A 26,846-nucleotide genomic window follows, 5' to 3' on the forward strand; every position below is an offset into this window, starting at 1 on the left:
TCATGCCTCCTCGGCCAGACCGGTGACGACGCGGAAGTGCCGGGTCTCCTGCGCGCCGAGCTCGATGAGGGTGCCAGCGGCCTTGGCTGCCAGGCGCCCCTCCGGCCGCGACGTGCCGGGCAGGACGAAGGCCGCGACCTGCTGGTCCGGGTTCCACAGGATCCACCGGGTCGCCACGGGGAAGTCGGCGGAGGAGAACTCCGTGCGGAAGGTCTTCCCGTCGGGGGCGTGGAGTTCGAAACGCATGTCGGTGCCGTACCGGGGCAGGTCATCGGCGAAGAAGACGATCTCGGGATCGTAGTTCTCCGAACCGGCCAGTCTCGTGGTGTCGACCTCGCCGGACTTGATCGCCTCGTTGAAGGCGGTCCACTCCGGGGTGGGGTGGACGTGGGCGGGGACGGACTCGCGGATCCGGAAGCTGCCCGCGGGCAGGTTCTCCGTGAGGGTGGCGCCCTCGACGTAGGCGTAGTTCATGTGGCACATGTACTGCAGCGGCATGGGCTGGTACTCGGAGAGGTTGGTGACCGCCATCTCGATGGTGAAGGTGGTGGCACCGGCGCCCAGGGTGACCTTCGGGCGTGCACGGTAGTGGTCCCCGAAACCCTTGACGTACTCGTAGGAACCGGTGATCGCGATCCCGCCCTCGTCGACCTCCAGCCAGGCCCGGTCCATGCGGGCGCAGGCGAACTCGCCGTGCAGCGGGTGGGTGTCCTCCGGCGAGGGACACCCGGCGCCCAGCAGGCCGGAGTGGAAGGCGAAGCACCCGTAGGTGTCCTCGATGAGGGTGGCCGGGTGGGGCTCGGCGAACATGTTCTTCATGCGCAGGCTGGTGCCGTCGAACTCGGCGTCCCAGATGATCTGCCCCATGAAGGGCAGGACCTCGAGGTGTCCCCTCGAGTTGGCGATGACCAGGGAACTGACTCCGGTGGAGTACTCCTGGGCGGTGACGGTGAACTCCTCATCCGAGACGATCACCCGTGGTGTGGCAGTGAACTGGTTCCTGTGCAGTTCAACGGTGAACATGCTGGACCTCCTTCAGGTCTGAAGCGGTGGACGCAACGGTGTGCTCGCGGCGGTAGAAGGACACGAAGTACGTCAGCACGGCCGCGAAGCAGATGATGTTGACGACGAAGGAGAGCTGCATCGACCCGGTGTGGTCCGAGACCAGCCCCTGCAAGACGGGCACGAAGGCACCGCCGACGATGGACATGACGATCACGGCTCCGCCGGTCTCGGTGTGGCGCTTGTCCTCGATGGTGTCCAGGGTGCGCGCGTAGATCGTGGCCCAGCAGGGTCCGAAGAGCCCCGAGACCAGGACGGCGGCGTAGACGGCGGTCATGTTCGGCACGGTTGCGACGTAGACCAGGGCCAGGATGCCGAACGCGGAGTAGCCGATGAGGACGATGTTCGCGTCGAACTTGGTCATCAGGAGGTTGGCGACGAACTTGCCGACGAAGAAGGCGATGTAGGAGAAGATCATGAAGGTCGAGGCGTCGCGCTCGTTGATGTTCCCGTTGAGCTGCATGGCCAGGCGGATGGTGAAGGACCACACCGCGGTCTGCATGCCGACGTAGAGGAACTGGGTGCCGATGCCCTCCAGGAAGCGCTTGTTGTGCGCGAGGTAGCTGATGGTCTCACCGATCGTCGCGCTGGCCTCGTGGGTCGCGTCGCGCAGGGGCTTGCAGTGCGGGAACTGGGTGACGGCGACCAGGAGGAGCATGATGGCCAGCACGACGACGATGAACTTGTAGGGCAGCAGCGTGTTCTGCAGTGCCTGCTCGGCGAAGGCCTTGGTCTCCTCAGCGTCGAGACCTTCCATCTGCTTGCTCAGGGACTCCCCACTGCCGAAGATCAGGTACTTGCCCAGGACGATCCCGAGGATGGACCCCAGGGGGTAGAAGGTCTGGGAGATGTTGAGGCGCAGGGTGGACAGACGGCGTGGGCCGAGCATCGTGGAATAGGTGTTGCAGGAGGTCTCCAGGAAGCTCAGACCGATGGCCAGCGCAAAGAGTGCCACGAGGAAGACCGAGTACGTGGCCATCGTGGAGGCGGGGAAGAAGAGCACACCGCCCAGGATGTACACGCTCAGGCCGATGAGGATGCCGACCTTGTAGGAGGTCTTCTTGATGACCCGCGAAGCGGGGATGGCCATGACGAAGTAGCCGCCGTAGAAGGCGCTCTGGACGAAGGCCGTGGCCACGTCCGAGAGGGTGAAGACGGTCTTGAACTGGGTGATGAGGATGTCATTGAGGGCTGCGGCGGCTCCCCACATGGGGAAGCACAGCGAGACGAGGATGTACTGCAGCAGTGGCGTCTTGGAGAGGTAGCCGTCGGGCAGTTGCTCGGAAGTGTCCTTGAACAGCATCAGTTCGTCTCCTCTCCGAGAAGTGCCAGGCCGGCGGAGGCGCCGATGCGGGTCGCACCGGCGGCGACCATGGCGTCGAACTCCTCAGGTGTGTGGATCCCACCGGAGGCCTTGACCCCGAAGTCCGGGCCCACGGCGCCACGCATGACCTCCACGGCATGGACGGTGGCCCCACCGGTGGAGAAGCCGGTCGATGTCTTGACGAAGTCGGCGCCCGCGTCGACAGCCGCCCGGCAGGCGGCGACGACCTGCTCATCGGAGAGCAGGCAGGTCTCCAGGATGACCTTGACCAGGGTTCCCTCCCCCGCCGCCTCGACGACGCCGCGGATGTCCTCCTCCACCAGGTCCCAGCGCCCGTCGAGGGCGTGGCCGATGTTCATGACCATGTCGACCTCGTCAGCGCCGTTGGCAACGGCATCGCGGGTCTCGAATGCCTTGGTGGCGGTGGTGGTGGCGCCCAGAGGAAAACCGATGACCGTGCACACCGCGACGTCGGTGTCGGCCAACAGGCTGGCGGCTGTGGGCACCCAGCACGGGTTGATGCACACGGAGTGGAACCCGTGTTCCTTCGCCTCGGCGGCGAGAGCCTCGACCTGCGCCTGCTGGGCATCGGGCTTGAGCAGGGTGTGATCGATCAGTTGCGTCTTTGCCATGGTGGCAACCTCCCTTGGTTGTGCCATTCACGCTACGACCGGGAGGAACTTCTGTCAATCTCTGCTTTTACAGTTGTTCTCTTTCAGGCCTTGAGCCATCTGAGCTGGTCGCCCGCTCCAGCAGGACCTGCGCCGAGACCTCATCGGTGACGAGGTGCGTCGCATACCCCGCCCGAAGCGCGGATTCCAGGGCATTGAGCTTCCTCCGACCACCCGCGACCAGGACACGGCGCGGCTTTCTCCGCAGGTCCTCCAGAGAGATCCCGACCGTTCGGCGATCGAGGCTGGGCACACAAGCATTGCCCTCCGAGTCGAAGAAGCGGGAACATATGTCACCTTCGGCCCGTGCCAGCACCTCTGCATGTTCCTCCGGTGTCAGGTACCCGGCCGAGAGCAGCAGGGAGTCCGGCTCCACCGATCCGACGGTGAACACCGCCAGGTCTGCCTCGCGTCCCATGTCGAGGATGCGTCGCAGGTGGCGCTCGGACTCGACCAGTCTCTTGACCTCCTCGGAATCGAAGGCAACAGGCAGGTGGAGGTAGCGCCCGTAGGCGTTGAACGCCCGACAGAAGAGGTTCATGGTCTCCATGTCGTTGGTCTCCCAGGACGTGAAGGACAGGCCACCCTTGAGCTGGATGACCTCGACCCCGTGGACGTCACGGTGCCCGAGGTGCCGGGCCACCGACCACATGGTCTTGCCCCAGCTCACGCCGATCATGGTCCCGTCGTGGACCAGATCCTCCACCAACTCCGCACCCACGGCCCCCAACCCGTCCAGCAGTGCCTCGTAGTCCCTGCCCACAGCGCTGGAGATGCCCACACCCTCCAGATCGAAGGTCTCCCGGAGACGATCCTCCAGGGCGGCTCTGTCCTCGCCGGGATCATTGATGGAGATCGTGACGAAGCCGCGGTCGCGCGCGTACTGGATGAGTTTGGAGGCCGTGGGGCGTGAGACTCCCAAGGACTTGGCGACCACCGACTGCGACAGACCCTTGATGTAGTACAGCCGTGCCGCCTCCAGTGCACGTGCGTCCTTGCCGTTCGCCATCGTCTCCTCGTTCCCGTGTGGGACCAGTCTAGTTTCGCCGACAGCAACTCCCGGCGGACGGTCTCGGCGCGCTCCTCCGGCGGACGAGGACGATCTCGCCCGCGCGTCCCATGTCAGGAGCTCCACCGGGAGAGGGTGTCGGCAGGGATGGTTGACGAGGTCTCCCCGCTCAGGTCACCCGGGCCCGCTTCTCCCGTCCGACCCGTCCGATCCCCACACCCACCAGGCACCCCGCGGCCACCGCGAGGAGCAGCACGACGTCGACGAGCCCCAGGGCGAGCAGGCGCCGCTGTGCCAGGACCGCGAGATCGAGGGGATGCACCCCATCCATCCACGGCAGGAGCACCAGGACCAGGAGTGCCGTCACCACGGCACCCAGGTAGGCGGGCACCGGGCTCCTCCGGGCCGACAGCCACGCGCACACCAGGAGTCCCGCCACCGCGGGCCCCAGGTAGGGCAGCACCCACACCAGACCCATGGGGACCAGCACCATCCGCCAGACGACGTCGAGCAGCACCGCCACCCCCAGCCAGACGACGCCCCGGCGCACCTCGACACACCCCAGGGGTGACACGAGCAGAGCGACCCCCAGGAGCAGCACGGTCGAGGCCACCCAGACCACGACCGTCCACCAGCCCAACCTCGCGTGCAGGACGGGACCCCAGGCGGCCGCGCGCACCACGTCCAGCACCACGACAGACGCTCCTGCGAGGAGCCACCGCACGCGCGGATCGTCGAGGGGACGGGCCGGGACGCGTGCCGCTACGGGACTCATGTCCCCACTCCTACCACCGCGCGGTCAGCCCGTGTGGCGGAACGGACGAGGGCCTCCCCTGACCGTGCTCAGCCGAGGAGGGCGCTCAGCGCATCCCCCACCTGCGAGGTGGAGCGCACCAGGGGCGCACCCGCCTCGGCCGCCGCGGCACGCGCCTCCATGTCGGTCCGGATCGCTGCCCGCACCCGACCCGCCTCCGACGGGTAGCCCAGGTGGTCCAGCAGCAGTGCGACCGAGGCGATGGTCGCCGTCGGGTCCGCCTTGCCCTGACCGGCGATGTCGGGAGCGGACCCGTGCACCGGCTCGAACATCGAGGGGTACGCCCCCTCGGGGTTGATGTTGCCCGAGGCCGCCAGCCCGATCCCACCGGTGACGGCCCCGGCCTCATCGGTGAGAATGTCCCCGAAGAGGTTGTCGGTGACGATCACGTCGAAGCGACCGGGGTCCGTGACCAGGAAGATCGTGGCGGCATCGACGTGCAGGTAGTCGTGGGTCACGTCCGGGAACTCCTGCCCCACCCGCTCCACGGTGCGCGCCCACAGGCTCCCGGCATTGACCAGGACATTGTGCTTGTGCACCAGGGTCAGGTGCTTGGCCGGGCGGGAGGCGGCCTTCCGGAAGGCGTAGCGCACCACACGCTCCACGCCGAAGGCGGTGTTGAGACTGACCTCCGTGGCCACCTCCTGCGGGGTGTCCACGCGGATCGCCCCACCGTTGCCGACGTAGAGGCCCTCGGTGCCCTCCCGCACCACCACGAAGTCGATCTCACCGGGGTCCGCCAGCGGCGTGGGCACGCCTGGGTAGAGGACGCTGGGGCGCAGGTTCACGTACTGGTCGAGGGAGAAGCGCAGCTTCAGCAGCAGCCCCCTCTCGAGGATGCCCGAGGGCACCGAGGGATCCCCCACCGCGCCCAGCAGGATGGCGTCATTGGTCTTGATGGCCTCCAGGTCCTCATCCGTGAGGACCTCACCGGTGCGGTGCCACCGCGCAGCACCCAGGTCGAAGAAGTTGCGCTCCACCTCGACCCCGGATCCCGCCAGCACCGCGTCAAGCACCTTGAGGCCTTCGGGCACCACTTCCTGCCCAATGCCGTCTCCGGGAATCACTGCGAGGTTCAGCGTCGTCGTCATGGCGCCATTGTCCTCACCGCACGGCCCCTCCCGCCGTCGGGGTCCGCCATGTGGGTGGGCGTACCCGCGTGGTGACCTCGGCATCGACGAGGGCGGACCAGTCTCTGAGCAGGAGACCACGGAGCCACACCACCCGATTGCCCACCCCCGCCATGGTGGGTGCGCGTTGGCGCGACCCCGGGTTCAGCGCGCCTGGATCAGCCTGGGTCGGGGACCCTCCAGCCTCGCCACCGAGATCTTCACCTCGGTCAGTTCACGCTCCAAACGGTCGAAGCGATCGTCCATCCGGTCGAAGCGCTCATCAACCCTTGCGAACCGCTCGTCAGCCCGCTGCTCGACCCGGTCGAAGCGCTCATCAACCCTCGAGAACCGCTCGTCAGCCCGCTGCTCGACCCGGTCGAAGCGCTCATCAACCCTCGCGAACCGCTCGTCAGCCCGCTGATCGGAGTCTTCGAACCGGCGATCCACCAGCCCGAATCGTCTTTCCATCTTCTCGTCCAGGGCGCGGATCTCGCCGCTGAGCTTGGTGTCGAGGCTGCCGATCTGCCTGCTGACGTGGGAGACGACCCAGGCGAAACCCGACGCCAGCGTGAGGAGCACGGCCACCACGCTGGCGATCGTTGTCACGATCTCCGCCGACATGTACATGCCCCCATTCTCCCAGTGATCCCGGTCCCTGTCACTGGTGCGAACGTAGCCACTGCGCCCGCTCTCCGCTGCGCGCGACAGCGTGCCTGTGGACGGAGAATCCCTGTACGACTCCCTTGTGGACAGGTGAGAGCTCGTGAGGCCAATCGGCAGCCAAGGGCATCCTCCCGGTGCTGGCCCGTGTCTCTCCCCCACCTGGGACCGTCGCTGCACCGTTGACGAGGGCGCCCCTCACCAAGCCTGGACTCCGGCAGTCCTGGTCCGGGCCGACCGTGCCCGAATCGAGACCTCCCTGCCGTTGCCCCCGGGCCCCACCCATGGAATCATCATTGGTAAACGTTTCCATGGAAACGTTTACCGTGGATGCGGACCACAGAGCAACACCCCCGACGGGACGCGACGAGGCGACCCGGCAGAGCAGCGCACCACACGCCCACAGCAACGCCGCACCACAGGACCACAGGACCACAGGACCACAGGACCACAGGACCACGGCAACACACCCGCCCGGCATCCCGGCACCGACCCGGGTCCGCACACCGACCGTGCGCACCGGGGTCCGACACCGACACGCGACGCCGACCCAGGACCCGACCCGACGCACCGGCACCCGACCCGATCCGACACACCGACACACCGACACACCGACACACCGACACACCGACGCGAGGGAGCGACGATGACGCCGACGACGATCCGTGACGTGGCCCAGGTGGCCGGGGTGTCGATCGCGACCGCCTCACGCGTCCTCACCGGCAGCCGTTCCACCTCCGAGGCCTCACGTGAGCGCGTGCTGGCCGCCGCCGACCAACTCCACTACCGCGTCAACGCCCATGCGCGCGCCCTGCGCTCGGCCCGTTCGGGCACGGCCGGGCTCCTCGTCCCCGACATCCGCAACCCCTTCTTCGCCGAGCTCGCCCACACCGTCCAGACCGAACTCTTCCGCCACGGCATGTCCACCCTGATCGGTTCCGCCTCCGAGGACGGCACCCAGCAGGACCGCCACCTCCGCGACCTGCTCGAGCAGCAGATCGACGGGGTGATCCTCGCCCCCCAGGGAGGTTCCACCCCGGTCCTGGAGGCCATGGCCGCCGAAGGCGTACCCATGGTGTTCGTCGACCGTGTCGCCCCGGGCCTGGAGGTCCCCTTCGTGGACTCCGATCCCTCACCCGGGATCCAGCAGGCCGTCCAGGACCTCATCGCCGTCGGCCACCAGCGCATCGCCTTCGTCGCCGGGCCCCTCAACACCTCCACGGGCCACGACCGCCTCGAAGCCTTCACCCGCATCGCCCGGGAACACCTCCCACCGGCGGACACCCCCGTCATCCACGCCGGCTACGACACGGAGGCCTGTGTGGCAGGGCTCGAGGAACAACTCGCCGACGGGATCCGCGCCTTCGTCTTCGGGTACTCCCCCAACACCCTCACGGCCCTCCCCCACTTCCGTCGCACGGGCTGGCACGTCGGCGGCGACGTCTCGGTGGTCTCCTTCGACGACATCGAGGTCTTCACCCTGGTCGACCCACGCATCTCCGTCATCAGCCAGCACGTCCACGAGATGGGCCGCCTCGCCGTGGGGATGCTCGACATGATCCTCGCGGGTGGGGTCCCCTCCTCCACCCGACTGTCCACGACCCTCATCCGGCGTGACTCGGTCACCGCCCCCGCCACGTCCATTCCTCCGCCGTCGTCGCCCTCGTCGCCCCCGGTGCCCCCGGCGCCCCGGGTGCCGACTCCGGCCCCGATCCCTCCCCCGACCGGAGCCCCGGTCCCGACCCCGGCATGCAGCACGCCCCTGGCCCCGGAGGTGGCACCGTCATGACCACCCTGACCCTCGACCACGTCACCAAGGTCTTCGGCCGCACCGCCGTCATCGAGGACGTCTCCGTCACCGTGGAACCCGGGAAGGTCCACGTCCTCCTCGGTGAGAACGGCGCGGGCAAGTCGACCCTGATCAAGATGATGTGTGGCATCCACGCCCCCGATGCGGGACGGATCCTCGTCGACGGCCGAGAGGTCACCATCCCCGACGCACGGGCCGCACGCCACCTGGGCATCGCCACCATCCACCAGGAGCTCAACCTGGTGCCCTCACTCTCCGTCGCCGAGAACATCAGCCTGGGCGAATGGCCCAGCCGCGGCGGCGTGGTCTCGCGGGCCCCCATGCGGGAGCGCGCCCGGGCCGCGCTGGACCGGGTCGGCCTGGCGGTCCCCGTGGACCGACGGGTCGGGGACCTCGGCATCGCCCAACAGCAGCTGGTCGAGATCGCCAAGGCCCTCTCCCAGGACGCCGACCTCCTGATCCTGGACGAGCCAACCGCAGCCCTCACCGACCACGAGTCCGAGCAACTCTTCACCATCATGGAGGACCTGCGCCGACGAGGGGTGGCCATGGTCTTCATCTCCCACCACCTCGACGAGATCGCCCGCATCGGGGACGTCGTCACCGTCCTGCGCGACGGGCGCGCGGTGGCGGAGGTGTCCGCGGACGTCGACGAGGGCGACCTGGTCCGCCTCATGGTCGGTCGCTCCATCGATGACCAGTTCCCCCGCGAGCGCACGGAACCCGGCGAGGTCCTCCTCGACGTCGCGGGTCTCACCCGCCACGGTGGGTTCGAGGACGTCTCCCTGCAGGTGCGGGCCGGGGAGGTCGTGGGTCTGGCGGGACTGGTGGGTGCGGGCCGCACGGAGGTGATCCGCGCACTCGCCGGCGCCGACACCTATGACTCCGGGACGGTCACCGTCAAGGAGCGCCCCCTCCCCCGCGGCTCGGTCGCCGCCGCGATCCGCAACAGGGTGGGCATGGTCCCCGAGGACCGCAAGGCGCAGGGGCTCATCCCCGGTGCCTCCATTGCCGACAACCTCGGCCTGGCCACCCTGTGGCCCACGGCGCGTTGGGGGTTGGCGGACCGGACGGGGCAGCGGCGCCGGGCACGGGAGAACGCCGACCGTCTCCACATCCGCATGGCGTCCCTGGACCAACCCGTGCGTGAGCTCTCGGGCGGCAACCAGCAGAAGGTGGTCTTCGGGCGCTGGACCCAGGCGGGGGCCGATGTCCTGCTCCTGGACGAACCCACCCGCGGGGTGGATGTCGGTGCGCGCGTGGAGATCTACGACCTCATCAACGACGTCACCGCCCGCGGGGGTGCCGTCCTCATGGCCTCCTCGGAGCTCCCGGAGGTGCTGGGCATGTCCGACCGCATCGTCGTCATGAGTGGGGGCCGCGTCTCCGGGGAGGTCCCCGCCCGGGGCGCCACCCAGGACCAGGTCATGGCCCTGGCCGTCAGGAACGTCACGGAGGGAGAGCACTGAGATGGACCCGACCCCCGATCCCCCGCAGCCGGGCGAGAAGCACCCAGCGCCCTCGACCCCGGGAGTGGACCACCCGGAGCCCTCCACTCCGACCCCCGCCGCCCTGGCGGCCAGGCGGGGTCCACATCCCGTGGTCGCCTTCCTCACCAACAACGGGGCACTGGTCGGGCTGGTCCTCGTCTGCCTCGGCCTGTTCGCCGCGACCCCGGTCTTCCTCCAGCCCAACAACGTCCTCAACATCGGTATCCAGGCGGCCACCACCGCCACCCTGGCCTTCGGCATGACCTTCGTGATCGTGGCGGCCGGTATCGACCTCTCGGTCGGCTCCGTCGCCGCGCTGTCCGCGATGGTCACGGCCTTCATGTTCGCCAATGTCGGCCTGCCCGGGTGGTTGGCCCTCCTCGTCGGCCTCCTCACGGGGCTGCTCTTCGGGTCGATCTCGGGCGTCGCGAACGCCTACGGCAAGCTCCCCTCCTTCATCGCCACCCTCGCCATGCTCTCCGTGGCCCGCGGCCTCACCCTCGTCATCTCCGGGGGCCGCCCGATCTCCACCCCGCAGGCCGTCAACGTGCTCGGGGGCTCCCTGGGGCCCGTGCCCATGCCGATCATCGTCTTCGTCGCGGCGGGGCTGGTGGCCTCCTTCATCCTCAACCGCACGGTGGTGGGGCGCTCCATGTACGCCGTGGGTGGCAACATCGAGGCCGCGCGGCTCTCCGGCATCCCGGTCAAACGCATCCAGGTCCTCGTCTTCGCCCTCTCCGGCCTCTACGCCGCCCTGGCGGGACTGATCATCGCGGCCCGCCTGCACTCTGCGGGTCCCCAGGCGGCCGCCGGGTACGAGCTCGACGCCATCGCCGCCGTCGTCATCGGTGGAGCCTCCCTGGCCGGTGGTGTCGGACGCATCTCGGGCACCCTCGTGGGTGCCCTGCTCCTGGCCGTGATCCGCAACGGCCTCAACATCCTCAACGTCTCCTCCTTCTGGCAGCAGGTGGTCATCGGTCTGGTGATCGCCGTGGCCGTCGGGATGGACGTCCTGCGCAGGAAGGAGGCCTCCCACTGACCACACCCAGCACCCGCTGCACCGGCCGCGCCGAGTGCACCGAGTGCACCGAGTGCACCGACCCCACGATCATCCACGCACGCCGATCCGGGCCGGGAACAACGACTCCCGGCGACACACGACACGCAAGGAAGGTCCCATGTCCCACTCATTGACCACACGCCTGGGCGGCGCCGTCGCAGCCGCCGCCCTCCTCACCGCCACCCTGGCCGCTTGCGGCAGTGGCACCACCGAATCCGGAGCCAGCGGCGACGAGTCAGGGGTTGGCGCCGAGGGCGGCAGCATCGTCCTGCTGGTCTCCACCCTCAACAATCCCTTCTTCGTCGACCTGCGCGACGGCGCCGAGGAGGAGGCGGCGGCCCAGGGTCTGGAGCTGCGCGTCTCCGATGCCCAGAACGACTGCGCCACGCAGGCCAACCAGGCCCAGGACGCCCAGGCCCAGGGGGCCGCAGTGGTGCTCATCAATCCGGTGGACTCCGATGCGGCAGCAGCCGCGGTGGAACCCCTGCTGGGTGCCTCCATCCCCGTGGTCTCGGTGGACCGCGCCGTGGAGGGTGTCGCGGTGACCTCCCACGTGGCCTCCGACAACGTTGCGGGCGGCACACAGGCAGCCGACGCCGTGGCCGAAGCCCTGGGAGGCGAGGGCACCGTCCTCGTCCTGGAGGGCGTGCCCGGCACCTCGGCCGCCCGGGACCGTGGGCAGGGCTTCACCGACGGCCTCGCCCAGCACACCGGCATCATGATCGCGGCCACCCAGACCGCGAACTTCGACCGGGCCGAGGGCCTGGACGTGGCGACGAACCTGCTCCAGGCCCACCCGGACGTCAAGGCGATCTTCGCCCAGAACGACGAGATGGCCCTCGGTGCGATCCAGGCCCTGGGTGACCGGGCGGGCAGCGACGTCCTGGTGTTCGGCTTCGACGGCACCGATGACGGCCTGGCCGCGATCGAGGCCGGCACGATGCTCGGATCCATCGCCCAGCAGCCCCGCGAGCTCGGGAAGATCGCGGTCCAGACCGCGGCCGCGATCCTCAAGGGTGAGACCCCCGAGGCCGAGGTCTCCGTCCCCGTGCAGACGGTGACGAAGGACAACGTCGCCGACTTCACCGGCTGAGTGGCGCCCGTGCCCGTCCCACCCGGGGCGGGCACGGGTCCTCGGTTCCACGGGCCCGGTCTGCCGACCCGCCTTCCGATCCACCGACCCACCGATCCCACCCCACCGATCCCGACGCACGTGCTCCGACCGAGACCCCACCCATGAACCCATGACCCCGACCCTGAGAGGGGATGGTGACGTGCTCACCAACGGCATCCTCAATGCGGATCTCGCCGCCGCCCTCGCGCGCCTGCGCCACACCGACCACGTCGTCGTCGCCGACTGCGGGCTGCCTGAGCCACCGGGCATCCCGGTGGTGGACCTGGCGCTCGTGTTCGGCATCCCCCGCTTCCAGCAGGTCCTGGCCGCGCTGTGTGCGGAGCTCACCGTGGAGGCCGCCGTGCTGGCCACCGAGGCCCACGAGACCCCCGTGGAGGACTGGGTGGCCCGCGAGCTGCCACAGCTGCACCCGGAGTTCGTGCCCCACGACGGTCCGGGCGGCTTCAAGCAGCTCAGCTCCGGCGCGGCCCTGGTCGTGCGCAGTGGGGAGGCCACGCCCTATGCCAATGTGCTCTTGCGGTGCGGAGTGCCATTCTGAGGGTGGCCGCAAGGACGAGGGCGACCCCGGAGCCCTCCGCGGCCGGTGGACGACGACCACCGGGGACCCCAGCAGACAGGGACCACCAGGCACCGAGCGCCGACACACGAACCGGGGGCGCGGCGTGCGGGCACACCGAGGAAGGAACTGGCATGAGCGACACCACCGAGGTGCTCCGACTGCTCGACGGACTCGACGGGCCCGTCAGTGTCGTGGGCTCGCTCAACGCCGATCTCACGGTGCGCACGCACCGACTGCCCAGCCCGGGCGAGACGGTGGCGGGGGGACCACTCCAGGTCCTCCCGGGTGGCAAGTCCGCGAACCAGGCGGTGGCCGCAGCCCTGCTCGGGGCGCGTGTGTCCATGGTGGGTGCCATCGGCACGGATGCGAATGGGACGATGCTCCTGGAGTCCCTGCGCGATGCGGGGGTCGACACCTCCCGTGTCCAGCGCCTCGACGTCGCCACCGGAACGGCCCTGATCAGCGTGGACGACCGGGGCGAGAACACGATCATCATCTCCGCGGGTGCCAATGCCCACCTCACCCCGGCCATGGTGCACGACGCAGCGGCGACGCTCATGGACACCCGCGCACTCGGCCTGTGCCTGGAGGTCGACCTGGCCACCATCGAGCGGGCCGCCCGCATCGCGGCGGATGCCGGGGTGACCGTGGTCCTCAACCCCTCCCCCGCGCCGGACGTGCTGCCGGCCTCCCTCCTGGGGCTCACCGACGTGTTGATCGTCAACGAGCACGAGTTGGAGGCCCTGGTCGGGGACGGCGTCGGGTCGCACGGGAACTGGGCACACCGCGCCGCCGTGCTCTCCGGGTACGGGATCGACCGGACGGTCGTGACCCTGGGCCCGCGCGGGTCACTGGTCCTGGAGGACGCGGTGGCGACACCCATCGCCCCCTTCCCCGCCCGGGTGGTCGACACGACCGGGGCGGGTGACGCCTTCACGGGGACCCTGTTGGCCGCCCTGGCCTCAGGAGTGGACCTGGTCCCGGCGGCCCACCTCGCCTCCCTGGTCTCGGCGCACTCGACGACATCCGTGGGCGCCCAGGCCTCCTATGCCAGCGCGGCCGAGCTGCGTCGGTATCACGGCTGAGGGGCCGCGCCCCTCCCGCACTCCCCGAGCATCTCGCGCAGGGCGGTGTTCATCTGCTCCCACGTCCTCACCGGGTCGTCCACCACACCAGCCTTGAGCCACTGGAGGCGGAAGCCACTCACCACCGCCATCGCGCGTCGTGCCAACGCCTCGGGGTCCCCCACCCCGCTGGGCACCGTGGACTGGAAGTGACCCACCAGCCGCCGCTCGCGCTGTACGAAGTAGTCATGCGCCGGGTGCTCGGGCTCAATGGCCTCGGTCTCCAGAACCGTGTAGAGCCGTGCCCGGTCCGGGTTGGCGACATCCAGGCGGATGAGGATGCGGCACAGCCGCCAGATCCCCGACTCCTCGGAATGCCCACCGCCCGTCATCGTCCCACCGGACACCTCCGGCGACGCCGCCTCCGACAGGTCCTGTTCCTCGACCGGGCCCTCGTGGGCCAGCTCCCGGATGACGGCATCGGTGAACTCGGCATCAGCCGTATCCAGCACCGCCTCCAACAGCTCCTCCTTGGTGGGGAAGTGGTACAGGATGCCGGTCACCGTGAACTCACAGGCGTCGGCGACGTCCTGCAGCGAGGTCCCCCAGAAGCCGCGTGTGCCCATGAGCTGGGTGGCAGCGTCGAGGATCTGAGCGCGCCTGTCCTCGGCCTTGAGTCGGGTATGGGTGTGTCGCGTCGTGTTCCCCATGCCATGACCCTAGGCGCCTCCTCCGCGCCCCGCCTGCCGGAGGGCCGAACGCTGCCCGCTCCGGTCACATTCCCGCGCGTACGAGGACGACGCCTCTCCCCCCTGCCCGCGTCTGCTCGTGCGCCGAGGTCGGTATGGAACATCAACCATTGATGGATAGGAGAGATGTGTGCGAAAATCACAACATGGAACTCGCAGAGCTCGGTACCCGTATTGCGCGCGCTCGGGAGCTTGCCGGAGTGAGCCAGACTTCTCTGGGCGATGCCCTGGGGGTGGACCGCAGCGCGATCAGCCGCATGGAGAAGGGTGACCGCAAGGTCTCCGTCCCAGAAATGCTCACGATCGCAGAACGGCTCGAACGTCCCCTGTCGTACTTCATGTCTGAGGCGGTGCCCTCAGTTGTCAGCAGGCGAAGCGACAGCGAAGGTGCCCACGAGAGCAACGCGCTGCTCGACGAGGAGCTTCGTGCCTTCTCCTCCGACGTCGCTGGCATGCTGGAGAGAGGCTTGATCTCGGGAGTCGATCGAGACCGCGTTGCCTTCCGGACACCCCGTGATCATGACGATGCAGAGTTGGCCGCGGGCAGGATCCGTCACCTTGTCGGGGTGGGGGTTGATGCCCCAATTCTCAGTCTCGACCGGTTCTGCGACGATCTCGGCCTACTGACATACGCAGCTTCGCTGACACAGAGCGGACCCGACGGAGCGTGCGTCGAGGTCGGGGAGCCCGGCGATCAACTCGGTGTGACCGTCATCAACGGGGAGGCACCTCGTGGCCGACGCCGAATGACTCTCGCCCACGAACTCGGGCACTGGCTGACGGGAGACGCGTATGACTCTGATGCCTCACGTGATGCGGAGCAAATGCTCAACTCCTTCGCCATCCACCTGCTTGCTCCTCGTTCCGGCCTGAAGCGAGTATGGGACACACACCCCACTTGGTCCGTGCGTGAAAGGGCGATTGCCGTCGGCGCAGAGTTCCAGCTGAGTTGGTCGGCCGCCATCGGTCAACTGCGCAACCTTGGACTGATCGACTTCGCGGTTCGGGACCAACTCTCTCGGGATGTGCCACTTGCCGGTGAGTTCGCGCGACTTGGCTTCGAGTTGCCTCAGACCGCATCCACGGTCCGGCTGTCCCCACGATTCGTTTCCAGCGTGTTGGAGGCCTACACCGCCGAGCGCTTGACATCGGCCCGCACGCTTGAGTTGTTGCGTGGAACTCTGGCGGACTCCGACCTACCGGCGATTCCCACTCAGGTGAGGGCAGTAGCGCTTGCTGAGGCGTTCAAGGCTCACAACAAGTGAGTGAGTTCCTTGCTGGCACTTGGGTCACTGACACCGTCGCCTTCACGCATCTCGCCCGCGCCGACCATCTGGATCTCCTGGAGAAGCTTGCTCCGGGAGGTGTGGTGGTGGTGCCCTCAGACGTGAACGACGAGGTTGAGCACGGACGCGACAAGTATCCATCCATTCCTTCCATCGCCTCTCTCGGCTGGGTCACTCTGGTCATGCCCGATCAGGATGAGGAGTGGACATTGCTTGAGGTGAAGGCACAACTTGGCGGAGGGCCGAAGAAGAATATCGGGGAGTCTGCTGTCATTGCAGTTGCGAAACACCGTGGAAGTGTGGCGATCCTCGACGACGCAGGCGGACGACACGAAGCCGCATTCAGGAATGTCCAGCAGATCGGAACACTTTGGATCGTCATCGAGGCCTACAAGACTCTCCTCCACGAGGACAGACCACAGGCTGAGCGGATTGTTGACGATCTGCTCGCGACTGACATGAGATTGCCAGTATCCTCAGGGGCGAACCTCTTTGCCTGGGCATATGAGCAAGGACTGCTCCCCTGACAGACCCGGGCCGGAGCATGCGTTTGAGCTCGTGGGCGCTCCGTCGCCAGCGCGCCGCCGGCCCACTACTGCACGGGCAGCTCAGCCCCGCTCACTTCCACCCCGACTGCCGCCTCAGTGCCCCGCCCCGCAACATCGGGATCCCGGCGACCACCTGCTCCCACAGCTCCAGCAGGTCCATACCCTCTGGGTCTCGCAGCCACTGCACACGCAGACCGGAGATCAGCGCCATGACCATGCGCGCGCAGGCCTGCGCGTTCTCGACCGAGTCAGGGACGTTGACCTCGTAGGCATCCAACAGGCGCTGTTCGCGCCGCAGGAAGAAGTCGTGAGCAGGATGACGCGGATCGGTGGACTCGTTCTCCATGCGCGAGTACAGACGCGTCCGCGCCGGGTCCTCCACCGACAGCTGGACCAGGATCCGGCAGATGGTCGCCATGTCCACGTCGGAGACCGTCTCGCCCAAACGGTAGGTTGAGGCGTCGTCACCGCGTCGGCTGAGGAGGTCCTGGATATAGGCCCGGTCCCGGCTGTCCAGAAGGGCCCGAAGCAGTCCTTCCTTTGATCCGAAGTGGTAAAGGACGCCCGTGACCGTGAAGTCGCAACGCTCGGCAACGTCCTGCAGGGACGTCCCCCAGTAGCCACGCTCCCCGAAGAGGTCCAGGGCGGCGGCGAGGATCTGCGCCTGACGCGCCTCGGCCTTGAGCCGGGTGCGCCTGCGAGGGGGGCTCACCTCGTCCGTGTCGTCACTCATGTCGCTCTCCGTCCTCCAGCACCGGGACTCCCCGGACGATCTCGTCCCAGAGCGCCATCAGATCCACCCCGTGCGGGTCACGCAACCACTGCACGTGCAACCCGCTGAGCAGCCCCATGGCCGTCCGCGCCACCACGATCGGGTCCCCGAAGCCCTCGGGCACTGTCGCGGCATAGGTCTCCAACGCCGCCTGTTCGCGCGCCCGGAAGTAGTCGTGGGCCGGGTGCACAGGGTCCGTGGACTCGTTCTCCATGACGGAGTAGAGGAAGGCCGCCTCTGGATCTGCCATGGTCACGCGGACCAGGACCCGGAACAGCTGCCCGATCGTCACTCCCCGGATCGCCTGGCCCAGTTCGAACCCCGTGGCGTCGAGTCCCAGCTCGTCGGCGCAGGCAGTGAACAGACGGGCATCCATCGCGGCCAGGACGGCCTCCATGAGACCCTCCTTGCTGCCGACGTGGTAGAGGATTCCGGTCACCGTGAAGTCGCACTCATCGGCCACGTCCTGCAGGGAAATCCCCCAGAAACCGCGCTCCCCGAACAGCTTCATGGCGGCCCGGAGGATCTCCTCCAGTCGAACCTCCGGGTTCTTGCGCGTCCGTGCGCGCCGCCGTGTCGGTGGTGTCATCGCTCCATCATGACACCGACTGGGTCGGAAGTCCCGTACCTTTCGACCCTGCCGGACGGGCATCGACGGACGCCCCGCCCGTCTGGTCTGTTGTGCACCGCGTCCGCCCGTCAACCGTGCTCCGGCACGAGGGTGGCGCCGTCGCTCGCGGGCAGGTTCTGCGGGCGGCAATCCTCCAGCGCCCGTCGCATGTGACCCCGCACGAGGGCGACACTCCGTCAGTTCACCGCCTCGTTCCCCAGCGTCTGCACCTCAGGATGCTCCGCCAGGAACTCAGCCACCCGGTCCTCCCGCCACGCCGCCGACAATCCGGCCAGCAACTCGTCATTGAGCAGCACGATCGACTGCCCGTCATCGCTGGTCCCGGTCCCGTTCACAGGCGCGGTCATGAAGTTCACCCCGGCAGGGCGCAGGTCCTTCAGCCCCAGGCCCAGCTTCACCATGGAGTCGAAGTTCAGGGAGTCATCCACCGCGGAGTGGGCCAGCAGCATCTGGGTGAGTCGGGTGACCTTTCCGGGGTTGGTCAGCACGTCCTGGCTGAAGGCCTTCGCCATGATCGCCTTGATCCAGGCCTGCTGGCGGCGCACCCGGTCGAAGTCCCCGCCTGGTAGGGAGTAGCGCTCCCGCACGAAGGTCAGCGCCTGCTTTCCGTTCATCTGCTGGGGACCGTCGACGGTCGTGATCTCCACCCCGCCCAGCTCGTCGGTGATCTGCTCGAAACTGGTGAAGTCCACGATTGTGAAGTGGTCGATGGTGACACCTGTCAGGTTCTCCACCGTCTGCACCGTCAGCGGCGCCCCACCCCAGGAGAAGGCGGCGTTGATCTTGGCGGTCCCGTGGTCGGGGATGGGCACCCAGGAGTCACGGGGGATGGACATGACGTTGACGCCCTTCTTGTCCCCGGTGATCTGGACCAGCATCATGACGTCGCTGCGCTGCCCGCCGTACTGCCAGTCGGTGGGGTCTCCCCCGCTCTCCCGCGAGTCCGAGCCCAGCACCAGGAAGTTGACGGCGTCCCCGACCTCCCCGGACTGTTCCTCACCGCTCTGGCCGGACTGGGGCGCGCGCGTCGCAGTGGGCAGGGCACTGGGGATGTGCGTGATCTGGGAGTTGATGGAGCTGCGGATCCCGAGTGCCACGCCGACCAGGGCCAGCACGACGACCAGCACGATCGACCCCAGCGCGATCAGCGCCTTCCTGGTCCCGCTCATGCCCTTCTTCTCGGCATGGCTGGAGGTGCGGCTGGGCGGTGTCGTCATGGTGTCAGTATGCCCGCAGCGCCCCATCCCCGGCGACGTTCACGCCCTCGGGGGGCATCCCGCCTTGGGGAGCTTCGCGGATTGACGAGGGCGACGCGCCCGCACTCCCACGAATCTGGGCGGGCGGCTCTCAGCTGCGACCGTGCAGGGGCGGGAACTTGATCCCGCCTCGGGTGGACGCAGCCGGTGTCGTGGGCGCAGTACTGTCCTGTTCGGCGCCGACCACCTTGTCCCATTGCTCCTGCTGGGCAGTGTCCCCGGGGACCGAGCGCTGGGGCCTGCGCTGGGACGTGCCGACGCGCCTGGTGGTGACGGGCGGTGTGGTTGCGGGCCGTGAGGCGGGAACACCCGCGGTAGCCGTCCGTGGTGCCGAGGGGCTGGCGGGGATCCGGGAGACCGGCGTGCTCGAAGTGGATGCGCGGGGGCCGGTGACCTCGGCAGCAGGCGCCGCAGCCGGTGTGGCCACTGCAGGGCCGGTCCGTTCAACCGGCGGCGTGGCAGGGGGAGCCGCCGGCGCGGCGCTGGGAGCCGGAGGAACGGAGGTGGCCGACTGGCCGGAGCGTTCAGTCGTCACGGGGCGAGCGTCCCGTCCGGGTCGGTGCGTGCGCCCGCTGGCGCCATCGTCGGTCGCCTGCGCGTACCCGTACGTACTCCCGTAGCCGTACCCGTACTGGGAGTCCCCGTACTTCAGGTGGGCCAGCCTGGAGGTGGCCACGCGGTTGAGCACAACGCCCAGCACCTTGCCGCCGGTCTGCTGGATGCCGTCCAACGCGCCCGCCAGCTCATCCGAGGTCGTCGATCCGGACGCGGCCACCATGACGACACCGTCCGCATGCTTGGCGAGTACGACGGCATCCGTGACAGGCAGGACCGGAGCGGCGTCGACGATGACCAGGTGGTCGCGGGACAGGTACGCCAACAGCTCTGACATGCGTTGGGAACCCAACAGCTCTGAAGGATTGGGCGGGATGTCGCCCGCGGGCAGCACCGAGAGCCCCTCAACGCCGGTCCGGCTGATGGCCTGCTCCAAACCTGCTGCTCCCACCAGGACCTGCGTGAGACCGACCTTGGAGGCCACACCGAAGGTCTTGCGCGCCGTGGGTCGACGCAGGTCCGCGTCGACCAGGAGCACGTCCTGCCCGGCAGCGGCCATTACCTTGGCCAGGTTCGAGGCCACTGACGACTTGCCGTCCCCCTGCACGGGCGAGGTGATGACGATGCTGCGCAGTTCCCGGTCCACGTCCGCGTAGCGCAGGTTCGTGCGCAGCTTGCGCAGGGACTCCGAGGCGCGGAAATCCTTCGCATCATCAGACTCCGATCGGGCGATGGTGTCAGAGGCCGGGATGACTCCCAGTACGGGAGCCTCGAAACGGGTCTGGATGTCCTCCACTGTGCGCAGACGCTTGTCCAGGGTGGTGCGGGCGAACGCAATCACGTACCCGAGCAGGAGTCCGGCCAGGATCCCGGCCCCCAGGTACTTCATCGGGCTCGGCGTCACCACAATTGTCGACAACGCGGCAGGCGCCATGAGCACCACGCCGACGGGTGAGTCCTCACCCTCCAGTTCCTTGACCTGGAGGGCAGCCTTGTCCACCACGGCATCGGAGATCTCACGTGCTTGGTCGGCGGTGTCTGCGGTGGCGGTGACATTGATGGTCAGCGCATTGGTGGCATTGGAGGCGGTCAGGCGCCCGGCCAGCTCACTGGGGGTGGTGTTGAGCTTGAGGTCGTCGATGACGGCCTGGGCCACAGTCTGGGAGGTGAAGACGGGCACGAAGGCCTTGACCTTCTGCGTGGCCAGCTGGGAGGCGTTGTAGTAGGCGTTGGCGGATGTCTCGGTGCCGTCATCGGTGGGCACTGTCACGCGCACATAGGCGGTGGAGGACGCCGTGTACTGGGTCGGGGTGACCTTGAGCAGCCCGAAGGCTCCGACTCCCCCGACCAGCATGCACACCAGGATCGTGCCGAGGTGGCGTCGGGTGAGCTTGAGGAAGTCCTCCAGGGTCATGGAACCGTCCTGTCAGGATGTGAAGGTGCGCGAGGCACTCGTACTGCTGGATGTAGTCGGTCCATACTCTAGCGAAGAAGAATGGCTCCACCACGGGACCATTCATGGTGTCCGCCTCTCTGGGAGACGCCCGCAATCGCTACTGAGAACCCCTGCTGAAACTAGCTGTGGCAGCCTGTGACCCAGAGTGCGTCAGATCCCGCCTGCGCTCGCGCGGGCACGAGAGGGCGGCTATACACCTCACTGAGAGGACGCGACATAGTGGACTTCTCCCCTCCATCGTCGTCTCAGATGAGGCCATCGGGTCAGCATCGCCACCGCACAGACCCGCCCCTCGACTGGCACCTACCCTCGGGATAGCCTCACCGCGTTCTATGGCGGGTGAGCACCTGCACGAAGTCCCGTGGACGGCAGATCCAGACACCGCGCCAGTTGGGGCCGACGTCGAGCAGGTGATGATCGCTCGTGACGATGATCGACGCCCGCACACCCGGATCGATCGCGAGGGCCAGGATGTTGTTCTCCTCGTAGTCCGCGAGACCGAAATCCAGCACCTCGGGTTCCACGACTGCGCCTGCAGAGTTGTCCCAGATGTCCACAAGAAGCTCAAGGAAGCGGCTGATCAGTCGTTCACTCTGACCGGCCCGACGCATCTTGTCCCTGATGTTCCAGATGACGTGCGGCGATGAGAACAACGCAAAACCGCCATCCAGAGCCATGGACAGAGCATCAGCCGAGTGGTTGCCCGACACAGGTGGCACCACGTCCAGCACTGGTGGGTAGGCGCCGTCCGCGCCCAGAATGAAGTCCAGGTAGACGTTGACGTCGAAGACGACGTCAAGCCGTGTGCCGTCCGAGCTCACGATTGGGCGATGAGTGCGAGAACCTCATCGTGGGAGTAGATCCTCCCACCCCGCTCAGCTCTCGCCTCCTCACGGACATCGGTGAGGCGCTCGCGCAGCATGTCAGCCTTGTACCTGCGCACCGCGACACGCAGGAACTCACTGCGGTTCCCGTCTGCGAATCGCTGGACCACAGCATCGAGATCGGGACGCATCGACTCGTCGATTGCGAACCCAACGGTCTTGGCCTGCATGATGACCTCCTTCGGAGACCTTCAATCTAGCGTGTTGCATACGCATGTGCAACGGTCGGACACAAGCTGCATCCTCATGTGCTGTCCGCGTCCGGAGCAGGTTCATTCGTCAGTTGTGCATACCGAGCTCATCGCCGAGATCGAGGAGCCTGTGCGCCGCCTCGCGCCGACTGCGACGGTGATCCTCCCAAATGGCGAGGACGTCGGCGGACTTCAGCCGAGTGTGCGTACCGACCTGCTCAGTCGTGGTCATGATGGTCTCGTTCGCAGCAAGTGCCGATGCGGGTGTTCTGTCTTCCTCCCAGTGCTTTCACTCCCCACGCCAGAGGGGCGTCAGTCAAAGGTGCAACACGTGGCATCGCGCGAGGAGGCTGCCCTCGGAAGTGGAGACCCGACCGCGCACCCACGAGGGCGGGCACTCTCCACGAGGGCGGGCCCCTGGGCTCGAGGCTGACATGCCACGACCCCAGGGACCTCCCTCCGTGCGCATTCGGCTCACGCCCGGACCGACAGACAAGAAGGGTCCACGCCTCAGCTGCGACTCACCCCTTCACAGCGCCTGCCAGGGCGAAGGAGTTCCCCGACACCTTCTGCATCACCGCGTAGAGCACCAGGACAGGCGTCGAGTACAGGATCGAGAATGCCGCGAGCTTGCCGTACGCGATCGTTCCGTACATGCCGAAGAAGTTGTAGATCGCGACTGCGGCTGGCTGCTTCATCGAGTCGAAGGTCAGGACGAAGGGAACGACGAAGTTCCCCCAGGCACCTGTGAACACGAAGATGAACACAACCACGAGGCCCGGCTTCATGAGGGGGAGGACGATCCGCCACAGGGTCTGCATGGCGCTGGCACCATCGACCCAGGCCGCCTCCTCCAGGGAGATGGGGACCGAGTCCATGACGGCGCTCACTGAAATTCCTCGGTTCTGCTCATCGAAATTCCCCACTCTGGGTCGCTCCGCCGCATGAGGCGGGCCTTCCTCGATGCTGGTGGTCTCTGACCACACACCAGCCCGAGGAAGGCCCTGTTCTCATGCTCTCAGAGAGGAGCAGCGTGGACATCCACGCTCTGAAACGGCAGGGGATGACGATCAGCGAGATCGCCCGCCGCACTAACCATGACCGCAAGACCATCCGCGCGTATCTGAACGGTGAACGCCAGCCCGGGATGCGTGAGCGCACCATCCCGGACTCGTTCGACGAGTTCGTCGACTACGCCACCGCGAGACTGACCGAGGACCCGCACCTGTGGGCGGTGACGCTGCTCGACGAGCTGCGACCGCTCGGTTACGAGGGGTCGTATCCGACGCTGACGCGGCAGATTCGTGCCCGCGGGCTGCGTCCGGCGTGCACCGCGTGCGCGCACGTCACCAAACGCGCAAACGCGGTCATCGAGCACCCGCCCGGGGAGGAGACCCAGTTCGACTGGGTCGAGATGCCCGAACCGCCCGCGCATTGGGGGTTCGGACGCAAGACCGCGTATGTCCTGGTCGGGTCGCTCGCGCACTCGGGTGTCTGGCGGGGCGTGATCTCCCCGTCGATGGACACCCCGCACCTGCTCGCCGCAATGACGACCCTGCTCGCCCTGCTGGGCGGGCTCACGAAGACCTGGCGGTTCGACCGGATGCGGACGGTCCTGGACCACCGCACCGGCGACCTGGTCCCGCAGTTCGCCGCGTTCGCGAAGCACCACGGCGTCACCGCGGTGGTCTGCCGGCCGAGGTCGGGGAACAGGAAGGGCGTGGTCGAGAAGAACAATCACACCGCCGCTGGGCGCTAGTGGCGGACCTTGCCCGACGACCTCACCCTCGAGCAAGCGCAGGCCAGCCTGAACACGTTCGCCGCAGGGCAGGACGACCGGCGGCGTGAGGGCGAGCTCGGGACGACGACAGCGTCCGCCCTGTTCGTGAACGAGCGGCTNGACCCAAACCCCCGCTACACCCTGGATCGTGAAGAGCCGGAAAACTCCCTCATGGGACAAGGAACAACCGGCACGACCGGGGCCTGAAGATCCTTTCAAGCACACTCAGTACCGGACGTCGAAACTGGGGAGTTTCCCCACCCGAAAGTAGGAACAAGCGTTTGTCGGAAAAAAGGAAACGCGCCCTACTAGCCCAGGCGCCCATTCATCTCTGGCTCGACCCCTGCCGAGTGGAACTGTACGCGTCCACGGGAACCTAGATCAGGAGCGCGCTTCTCTTCAGCTGTGCTTGTACTAACGCCCCCAGCTGGACCATACCTCTCAAACATTGCGATTCCAATGAGCATGAAACACGGCACCGTGAAGAAAACCTCGCCTAGCTTCCATGCGCACACGAGCACCACTACTAAAGCACTCTCAGCACAAAGCAGCCTGGCCGGTACTGCACGCCGCGCACTCAACATCCCTAAGCACATCACCACGATGATAGTGAGCATTCCCAAAAGAAGGGGCACGCCGCCCTCTACCCGAAGCGCCGCATACGAGTTGTGGAACCAAATTGACCGCGTCCCGTAGACGTTCACCCAAGCAGTGTTGAAACCGGATCCGTACCAAGGCGAAGTAGCTAGTTTCTCCGCGGTCGCCTGGTCCACCATGCTACGAAACCAATCTGTGCCAGAGCGATCGACGAAGACTGACACCCTTGCAAAGCGCGACTCTGCGATCCTTAACGCGGCAATACCAACTGCCGCGAACAACAGTCGAAGTCCACAATCCACCCTATTGCGTAGACCCCACCATGCCATTCCAACGGCCATTGCGCTCATCGACGTCCGCGAACCTGTCAATGCGGTGAGGAGAGCGAAACACAGAAAGTGTCCGAACTTGGCCCGGCGCGACGAGTATAACGCCATTCCCAGAATCCCGAACACTGCGTAGTAGAGCCCAGCCACGTTCTTGTCGCCAAGATAACCGCTCAGATAGGGCGGATACCGGTTGGGCGCTACGTGGAAGTAGAAGGCAGACACGTTTACAATCACCAGTGCGAACGACAGTCCGCCCACCAAGGGCTTCCACCGCACCCGTCCCTGCGCAATTGTGGCGGCGAAGAGGAACAATAGGAGCATGCGAAATGCTCGCTGTGCCCAAGGTTGAGAATTGACTTGAGATACAACCACCGTCCACGCGAGAAGCGCGAGAAACACGCTGCTCAGCATCCAGAGCAACCGATTCTCATGGGGCTTTCGAGAAGCAAACCCTAAGAAGACCAAGATGAGCAGAATCGGAACCTCTAGCGGCATCACTGCCAGACTCTGCCGCCCCCAAAGCAGGGCCACGCCCGATAAGAACTCGAAATATCCTGGTCCTGCTGGCGTCGAGCGGTCCCTCTCACAGCCGGGTGACAGATAGCGTCTGTTGCAATTGTTCCATCGAGCCGCTCCCATTTGGATCTCCCTAACACTCTCGCCGAGACTACGCCGATCCATTCGCTACAGATAGACCGAGGACCGCATCCGGCTGATCCTGTTCATTTCCACCGAGAGCAATCGTGCGCACTTGGAGTTGCTCCATATGGCCCACCGACAATCCTTCACACTAGCAGCGGCAATTGACCGGACTAGTGAATCAAAGCATCAAATCACAACTCTGCCTCTGCGCCAACTCGATACCGGAACCAGCTCCTAATCTCTAGAGTCTATCCATTGACAAAGACGCTCGATCCCTTCTTCGACTGAGACTGTCGGTTGCCACTGCAGAGCTTTTGCGGAGTCGGAAATATCAGCCCAAGCCGCGCGCACATCTCCATCCCGAAACTCTCCCGTCACGTGCGGTGGTGGCGCATCATATCGTTGTGCAATCTTCTCCGCGATTTGCACTATCGTAGTCTTCTGCCCCATGCCAATGTCGTAGGGCGAGGCGGCTCGGTTTGATCTGACAACCCCTGCAACTAGCGCGGTAGCGACATCGTCAATGTAGACGAAGTCACGAATAATCTTCCCATCCTCGTAAACCGGGATAGATTCCCCCGCCTTCGCAAGTCGCGCGAAGAGTGAGACAATACCTGTATATGGGTTCGTCAGCGATTGGCCCATCCCGTAAACGTTTTGTAGTCGATACAACACAGGAGTGACACCGAATGAATCACTCCAAGAAGCAACCAAGTTCTCCTGACAGAACTTCGTCGCGGCATAGACATTTGCAGGAGAGGCTCGAACTTCACTGGAATGCTGTGGCAATGGTGTCAGTCCCACGAAGTCCCATTGCTGCGCTTCAAGCATCGCATGGGTTCGTTGCCCAGGATATACTCGATTCCCATCGCCGTCTTGCCAACACCCTTCACCGTACGTTGCGCGCGACGAAGTTAGCACAATCTTTTCGGGCAGTGCATCATGCTTGACCAGCGCGTCAAGCATCCGGGTTGTTCCCAGGACGTTGACCGCAGCATGACGGCTTGCCTCTCGTAGCGACTGGCCAGTGCCCGTCTCAGCCGCAAGGTGGAGAACCACATCTGGATGCGTGTCACCTAGAATCGTGTCCCAGTCTTCTGGTTTCGTGACATCTAGCATCCGCAGATCCACTCGATCATCAAGATCGCGGGGACGTATTCTTTCCGCGTGAATCTGAGGGTGGAGACAGTCCATCGCGATCACATTATCGAATGCGTCGGCAAGACCACCAGAGACTGCACAGCCTATGAATCCCGCTCCGCCAGTCACCAAGCACGTTCTGGACATAAGCTTCCCAATCTGCCTTCTAAAACCATCCTTGTGTGGCGGCCAAAGCTAGAAGAATTCCTCGCCCCAGCCACCGCTTCGGACACTACATGAGCGAAGCACCGGCAGGTTGC

The 26,846-nt window shown here is 66.4% G+C and carries 26 protein-coding genes; 9 read left to right on the forward strand and 17 right to left on the reverse strand.

All coding sequences use genetic code 11. From position 1 onward, the window contains the following. The 7 genes from BQ9890_RS07155 to BQ9890_RS07185 form a co-directional block, all read right to left on the reverse strand. Positions 1-1,023 (reverse strand): aldose 1-epimerase family protein, encoded by a 1,023-nt coding sequence (locus tag BQ9890_RS07155; protein WP_075890413.1) that lies wholly within the window; start codon positions 1,021-1,023, stop codon positions 1-3. Next, a complete protein-coding gene (fucP, locus tag BQ9890_RS07160) occupies positions 1,010-2,365 on the reverse strand; it encodes an L-fucose:H+ symporter permease (RefSeq protein ID WP_075890415.1) in 1,356 nt (451 codons plus the stop codon). The genes BQ9890_RS07155 and fucP overlap by 14 nt, the downstream gene beginning before the upstream one ends. Then, complete coding sequence (deoC, locus tag BQ9890_RS07165; RefSeq protein WP_075890417.1) at positions 2,365-3,018, reverse strand: deoxyribose-phosphate aldolase; 654 nt, start codon at positions 3,016-3,018, stop codon at positions 2,365-2,367. Before deoC ends, fucP begins: the two co-directional genes overlap by 1 nt. 67 nt (positions 3,019-3,085) lie before the next feature. Beyond that, the gene (locus BQ9890_RS07170; RefSeq protein WP_075890419.1) at positions 3,086-4,066 is read right to left on the reverse strand and encodes a sugar-binding transcriptional regulator; all 981 of its coding nucleotides are present in this window, start codon (positions 4,064-4,066) and stop codon (positions 3,086-3,088) included. 169 nt (positions 4,067-4,235) lie between these two features. Then, positions 4,236-4,841, reverse strand: coding sequence for a hypothetical protein (locus BQ9890_RS07175; RefSeq protein ID WP_143226269.1), 606 nt, complete (start codon positions 4,839-4,841; stop codon positions 4,236-4,238). Between the two features lie 68 nt (positions 4,842-4,909). Then, positions 4,910-5,971: a 3-isopropylmalate dehydrogenase gene (locus BQ9890_RS07180; RefSeq protein ID WP_075890423.1), complete on the reverse strand. Its 1,062-nt coding sequence runs from the start codon at positions 5,969-5,971 to the stop codon at positions 4,910-4,912. 183 nt (positions 5,972-6,154) lie between these two features. Further along, complete coding sequence (locus BQ9890_RS07185) at positions 6,155-6,619, reverse strand: hypothetical protein (protein WP_075890425.1); 465 nt, start codon at positions 6,617-6,619, stop codon at positions 6,155-6,157. Positions 6,620-7,298: 679 nt separating this feature from the next. Here BQ9890_RS07185 and BQ9890_RS07190 point away from each other — a divergent pair. The 6 genes from BQ9890_RS07190 (at position 7,299) to BQ9890_RS07215 (ending at position 13,791) form a co-directional block, all read left to right on the forward strand. Next, entirely contained in the window at positions 7,299-8,441 is a 1,143-nt protein-coding gene (locus BQ9890_RS07190) for a LacI family DNA-binding transcriptional regulator (RefSeq protein WP_075890427.1), read from the forward strand. Further along, positions 8,438-9,931 carry a sugar ABC transporter ATP-binding protein gene (locus BQ9890_RS07195; protein WP_075890429.1) on the forward strand — a complete coding sequence of 498 codons (1,494 nt, stop codon included), beginning with the start codon at positions 8,438-8,440 and terminating at the stop codon, positions 9,929-9,931. The genes BQ9890_RS07190 and BQ9890_RS07195 overlap by 4 nt, the downstream gene beginning before the upstream one ends. A 1-nt stretch (position 9,932) precedes the next feature. After that, positions 9,933-10,991, forward strand: coding sequence for an ABC transporter permease (locus BQ9890_RS07200; protein WP_078062299.1), 1,059 nt, complete (start codon positions 9,933-9,935; stop codon positions 10,989-10,991). A gap of 139 nt (positions 10,992-11,130) precedes the next feature. After that, on the forward strand, positions 11,131-12,105 hold the full coding sequence (locus BQ9890_RS07205) for a substrate-binding domain-containing protein (RefSeq protein ID WP_075890431.1): 975 nt from the start codon (positions 11,131-11,133) through the stop codon (positions 12,103-12,105). 151 nt (positions 12,106-12,256) lie between these two features. After that, positions 12,257-12,685, forward strand: coding sequence for a D-ribose pyranase (rbsD, locus tag BQ9890_RS07210; RefSeq protein WP_230297866.1), 429 nt, complete (start codon positions 12,257-12,259; stop codon positions 12,683-12,685). A gap of 152 nt (positions 12,686-12,837) precedes the next feature. Further along, positions 12,838-13,791 (forward strand): ribokinase, encoded by a 954-nt coding sequence (locus tag BQ9890_RS07215; RefSeq protein WP_075890433.1) that lies wholly within the window; start codon positions 12,838-12,840, stop codon positions 13,789-13,791. Here the strand turns inward: BQ9890_RS07215 and BQ9890_RS07220 are convergent. Beyond that, the gene (locus BQ9890_RS07220; protein ID WP_075890435.1) at positions 13,782-14,480 is read right to left on the reverse strand and encodes a TetR/AcrR family transcriptional regulator; all 699 of its coding nucleotides are present in this window, start codon (positions 14,478-14,480) and stop codon (positions 13,782-13,784) included. The genes BQ9890_RS07215 and BQ9890_RS07220 overlap by 10 nt on opposite strands. Before the next feature lie 185 nt (positions 14,481-14,665). Between BQ9890_RS07220 and BQ9890_RS07225 the strand changes: the two genes are divergently transcribed. Together BQ9890_RS07225 and BQ9890_RS07230 are read left to right on the forward strand one after the other, a co-directional pair. Next, entirely contained in the window at positions 14,666-15,784 is a 1,119-nt protein-coding gene (locus BQ9890_RS07225; protein ID WP_075890437.1) for a helix-turn-helix domain-containing protein, read from the forward strand. Then, entirely contained in the window at positions 15,781-16,332 is a 552-nt protein-coding gene (locus tag BQ9890_RS07230) for a PIN domain-containing protein (protein WP_075890439.1), read from the forward strand. Before BQ9890_RS07225 ends, BQ9890_RS07230 begins: the two co-directional genes overlap by 4 nt. A 91-nt stretch (positions 16,333-16,423) precedes the next feature. On the opposite strand, the gene BQ9890_RS07235 is transcribed toward BQ9890_RS07230, so the two are convergent. The 8 genes from BQ9890_RS07235 to BQ9890_RS07265 all read right to left on the reverse strand — a co-directional run bounded on the left by BQ9890_RS07235 (position 16,424) and on the right by BQ9890_RS07265 (position 22,988). Next, on the reverse strand, positions 16,424-17,086 hold the full coding sequence (locus tag BQ9890_RS07235; protein ID WP_075890441.1) for a TetR/AcrR family transcriptional regulator: 663 nt from the start codon (positions 17,084-17,086) through the stop codon (positions 16,424-16,426). After that, positions 17,079-17,714: a TetR/AcrR family transcriptional regulator gene (locus BQ9890_RS07240; protein WP_075890443.1), complete on the reverse strand. Its 636-nt coding sequence runs from the start codon at positions 17,712-17,714 to the stop codon at positions 17,079-17,081. The genes BQ9890_RS07235 and BQ9890_RS07240 overlap by 8 nt, the downstream gene beginning before the upstream one ends. A gap of 218 nt (positions 17,715-17,932) precedes the next feature. After that, entirely contained in the window at positions 17,933-18,973 is a 1,041-nt protein-coding gene (locus BQ9890_RS07245; RefSeq protein ID WP_195907644.1) for an LCP family protein, read from the reverse strand. A gap of 130 nt (positions 18,974-19,103) precedes the next feature. Continuing rightward, positions 19,104-20,981 (reverse strand): tyrosine-protein kinase domain-containing protein, encoded by a 1,878-nt coding sequence (locus tag BQ9890_RS07250; protein ID WP_075890445.1) that lies wholly within the window; start codon positions 20,979-20,981, stop codon positions 19,104-19,106. A gap of 362 nt (positions 20,982-21,343) precedes the next feature. Then, positions 21,344-21,844: a PIN domain-containing protein gene (locus BQ9890_RS07255; protein ID WP_075890447.1), complete on the reverse strand. Its 501-nt coding sequence runs from the start codon at positions 21,842-21,844 to the stop codon at positions 21,344-21,346. Continuing rightward, positions 21,841-22,077, reverse strand: coding sequence for a ribbon-helix-helix domain-containing protein (locus tag BQ9890_RS07260; protein WP_043533990.1), 237 nt, complete (start codon positions 22,075-22,077; stop codon positions 21,841-21,843). Before BQ9890_RS07260 ends, BQ9890_RS07255 begins: the two co-directional genes overlap by 4 nt. Before the next feature lie 109 nt (positions 22,078-22,186). Then, entirely contained in the window at positions 22,187-22,330 is a 144-nt protein-coding gene (locus BQ9890_RS15640) for a hypothetical protein (protein WP_154671904.1), read from the reverse strand. Positions 22,331-22,619: 289 nt separating this feature from the next. Beyond that, a complete protein-coding gene (locus tag BQ9890_RS07265; protein WP_230297867.1) occupies positions 22,620-22,988 on the reverse strand; it encodes a carbohydrate ABC transporter permease in 369 nt (122 codons plus the stop codon). A gap of 143 nt (positions 22,989-23,131) precedes the next feature. On the opposite strand from BQ9890_RS07265, the gene BQ9890_RS07270 reads away from it, so the two are divergent. Next, on the forward strand, positions 23,132-23,857 hold the full coding sequence (locus BQ9890_RS07270; protein WP_230297868.1) for a helix-turn-helix domain-containing protein: 726 nt from the start codon (positions 23,132-23,134) through the stop codon (positions 23,855-23,857). A gap of 1,823 nt (positions 23,858-25,680) precedes the next feature. Here BQ9890_RS07270 and BQ9890_RS07275 read toward each other — a convergent pair. After that, positions 25,681-26,733 carry an NAD-dependent epimerase/dehydratase family protein gene (locus BQ9890_RS07275; RefSeq protein WP_075890449.1) on the reverse strand — a complete coding sequence of 351 codons (1,053 nt, stop codon included), beginning with the start codon at positions 26,731-26,733 and terminating at the stop codon, positions 25,681-25,683. Positions 26,734-26,846: the final 113 nt, after the last annotated feature.

This window comes from Actinomyces provencensis (genome assembly GCF_900155435.1).
GTDB lineage: Bacteria > Actinomycetota > Actinomycetes > Actinomycetales > Actinomycetaceae > Pauljensenia > Pauljensenia provencensis.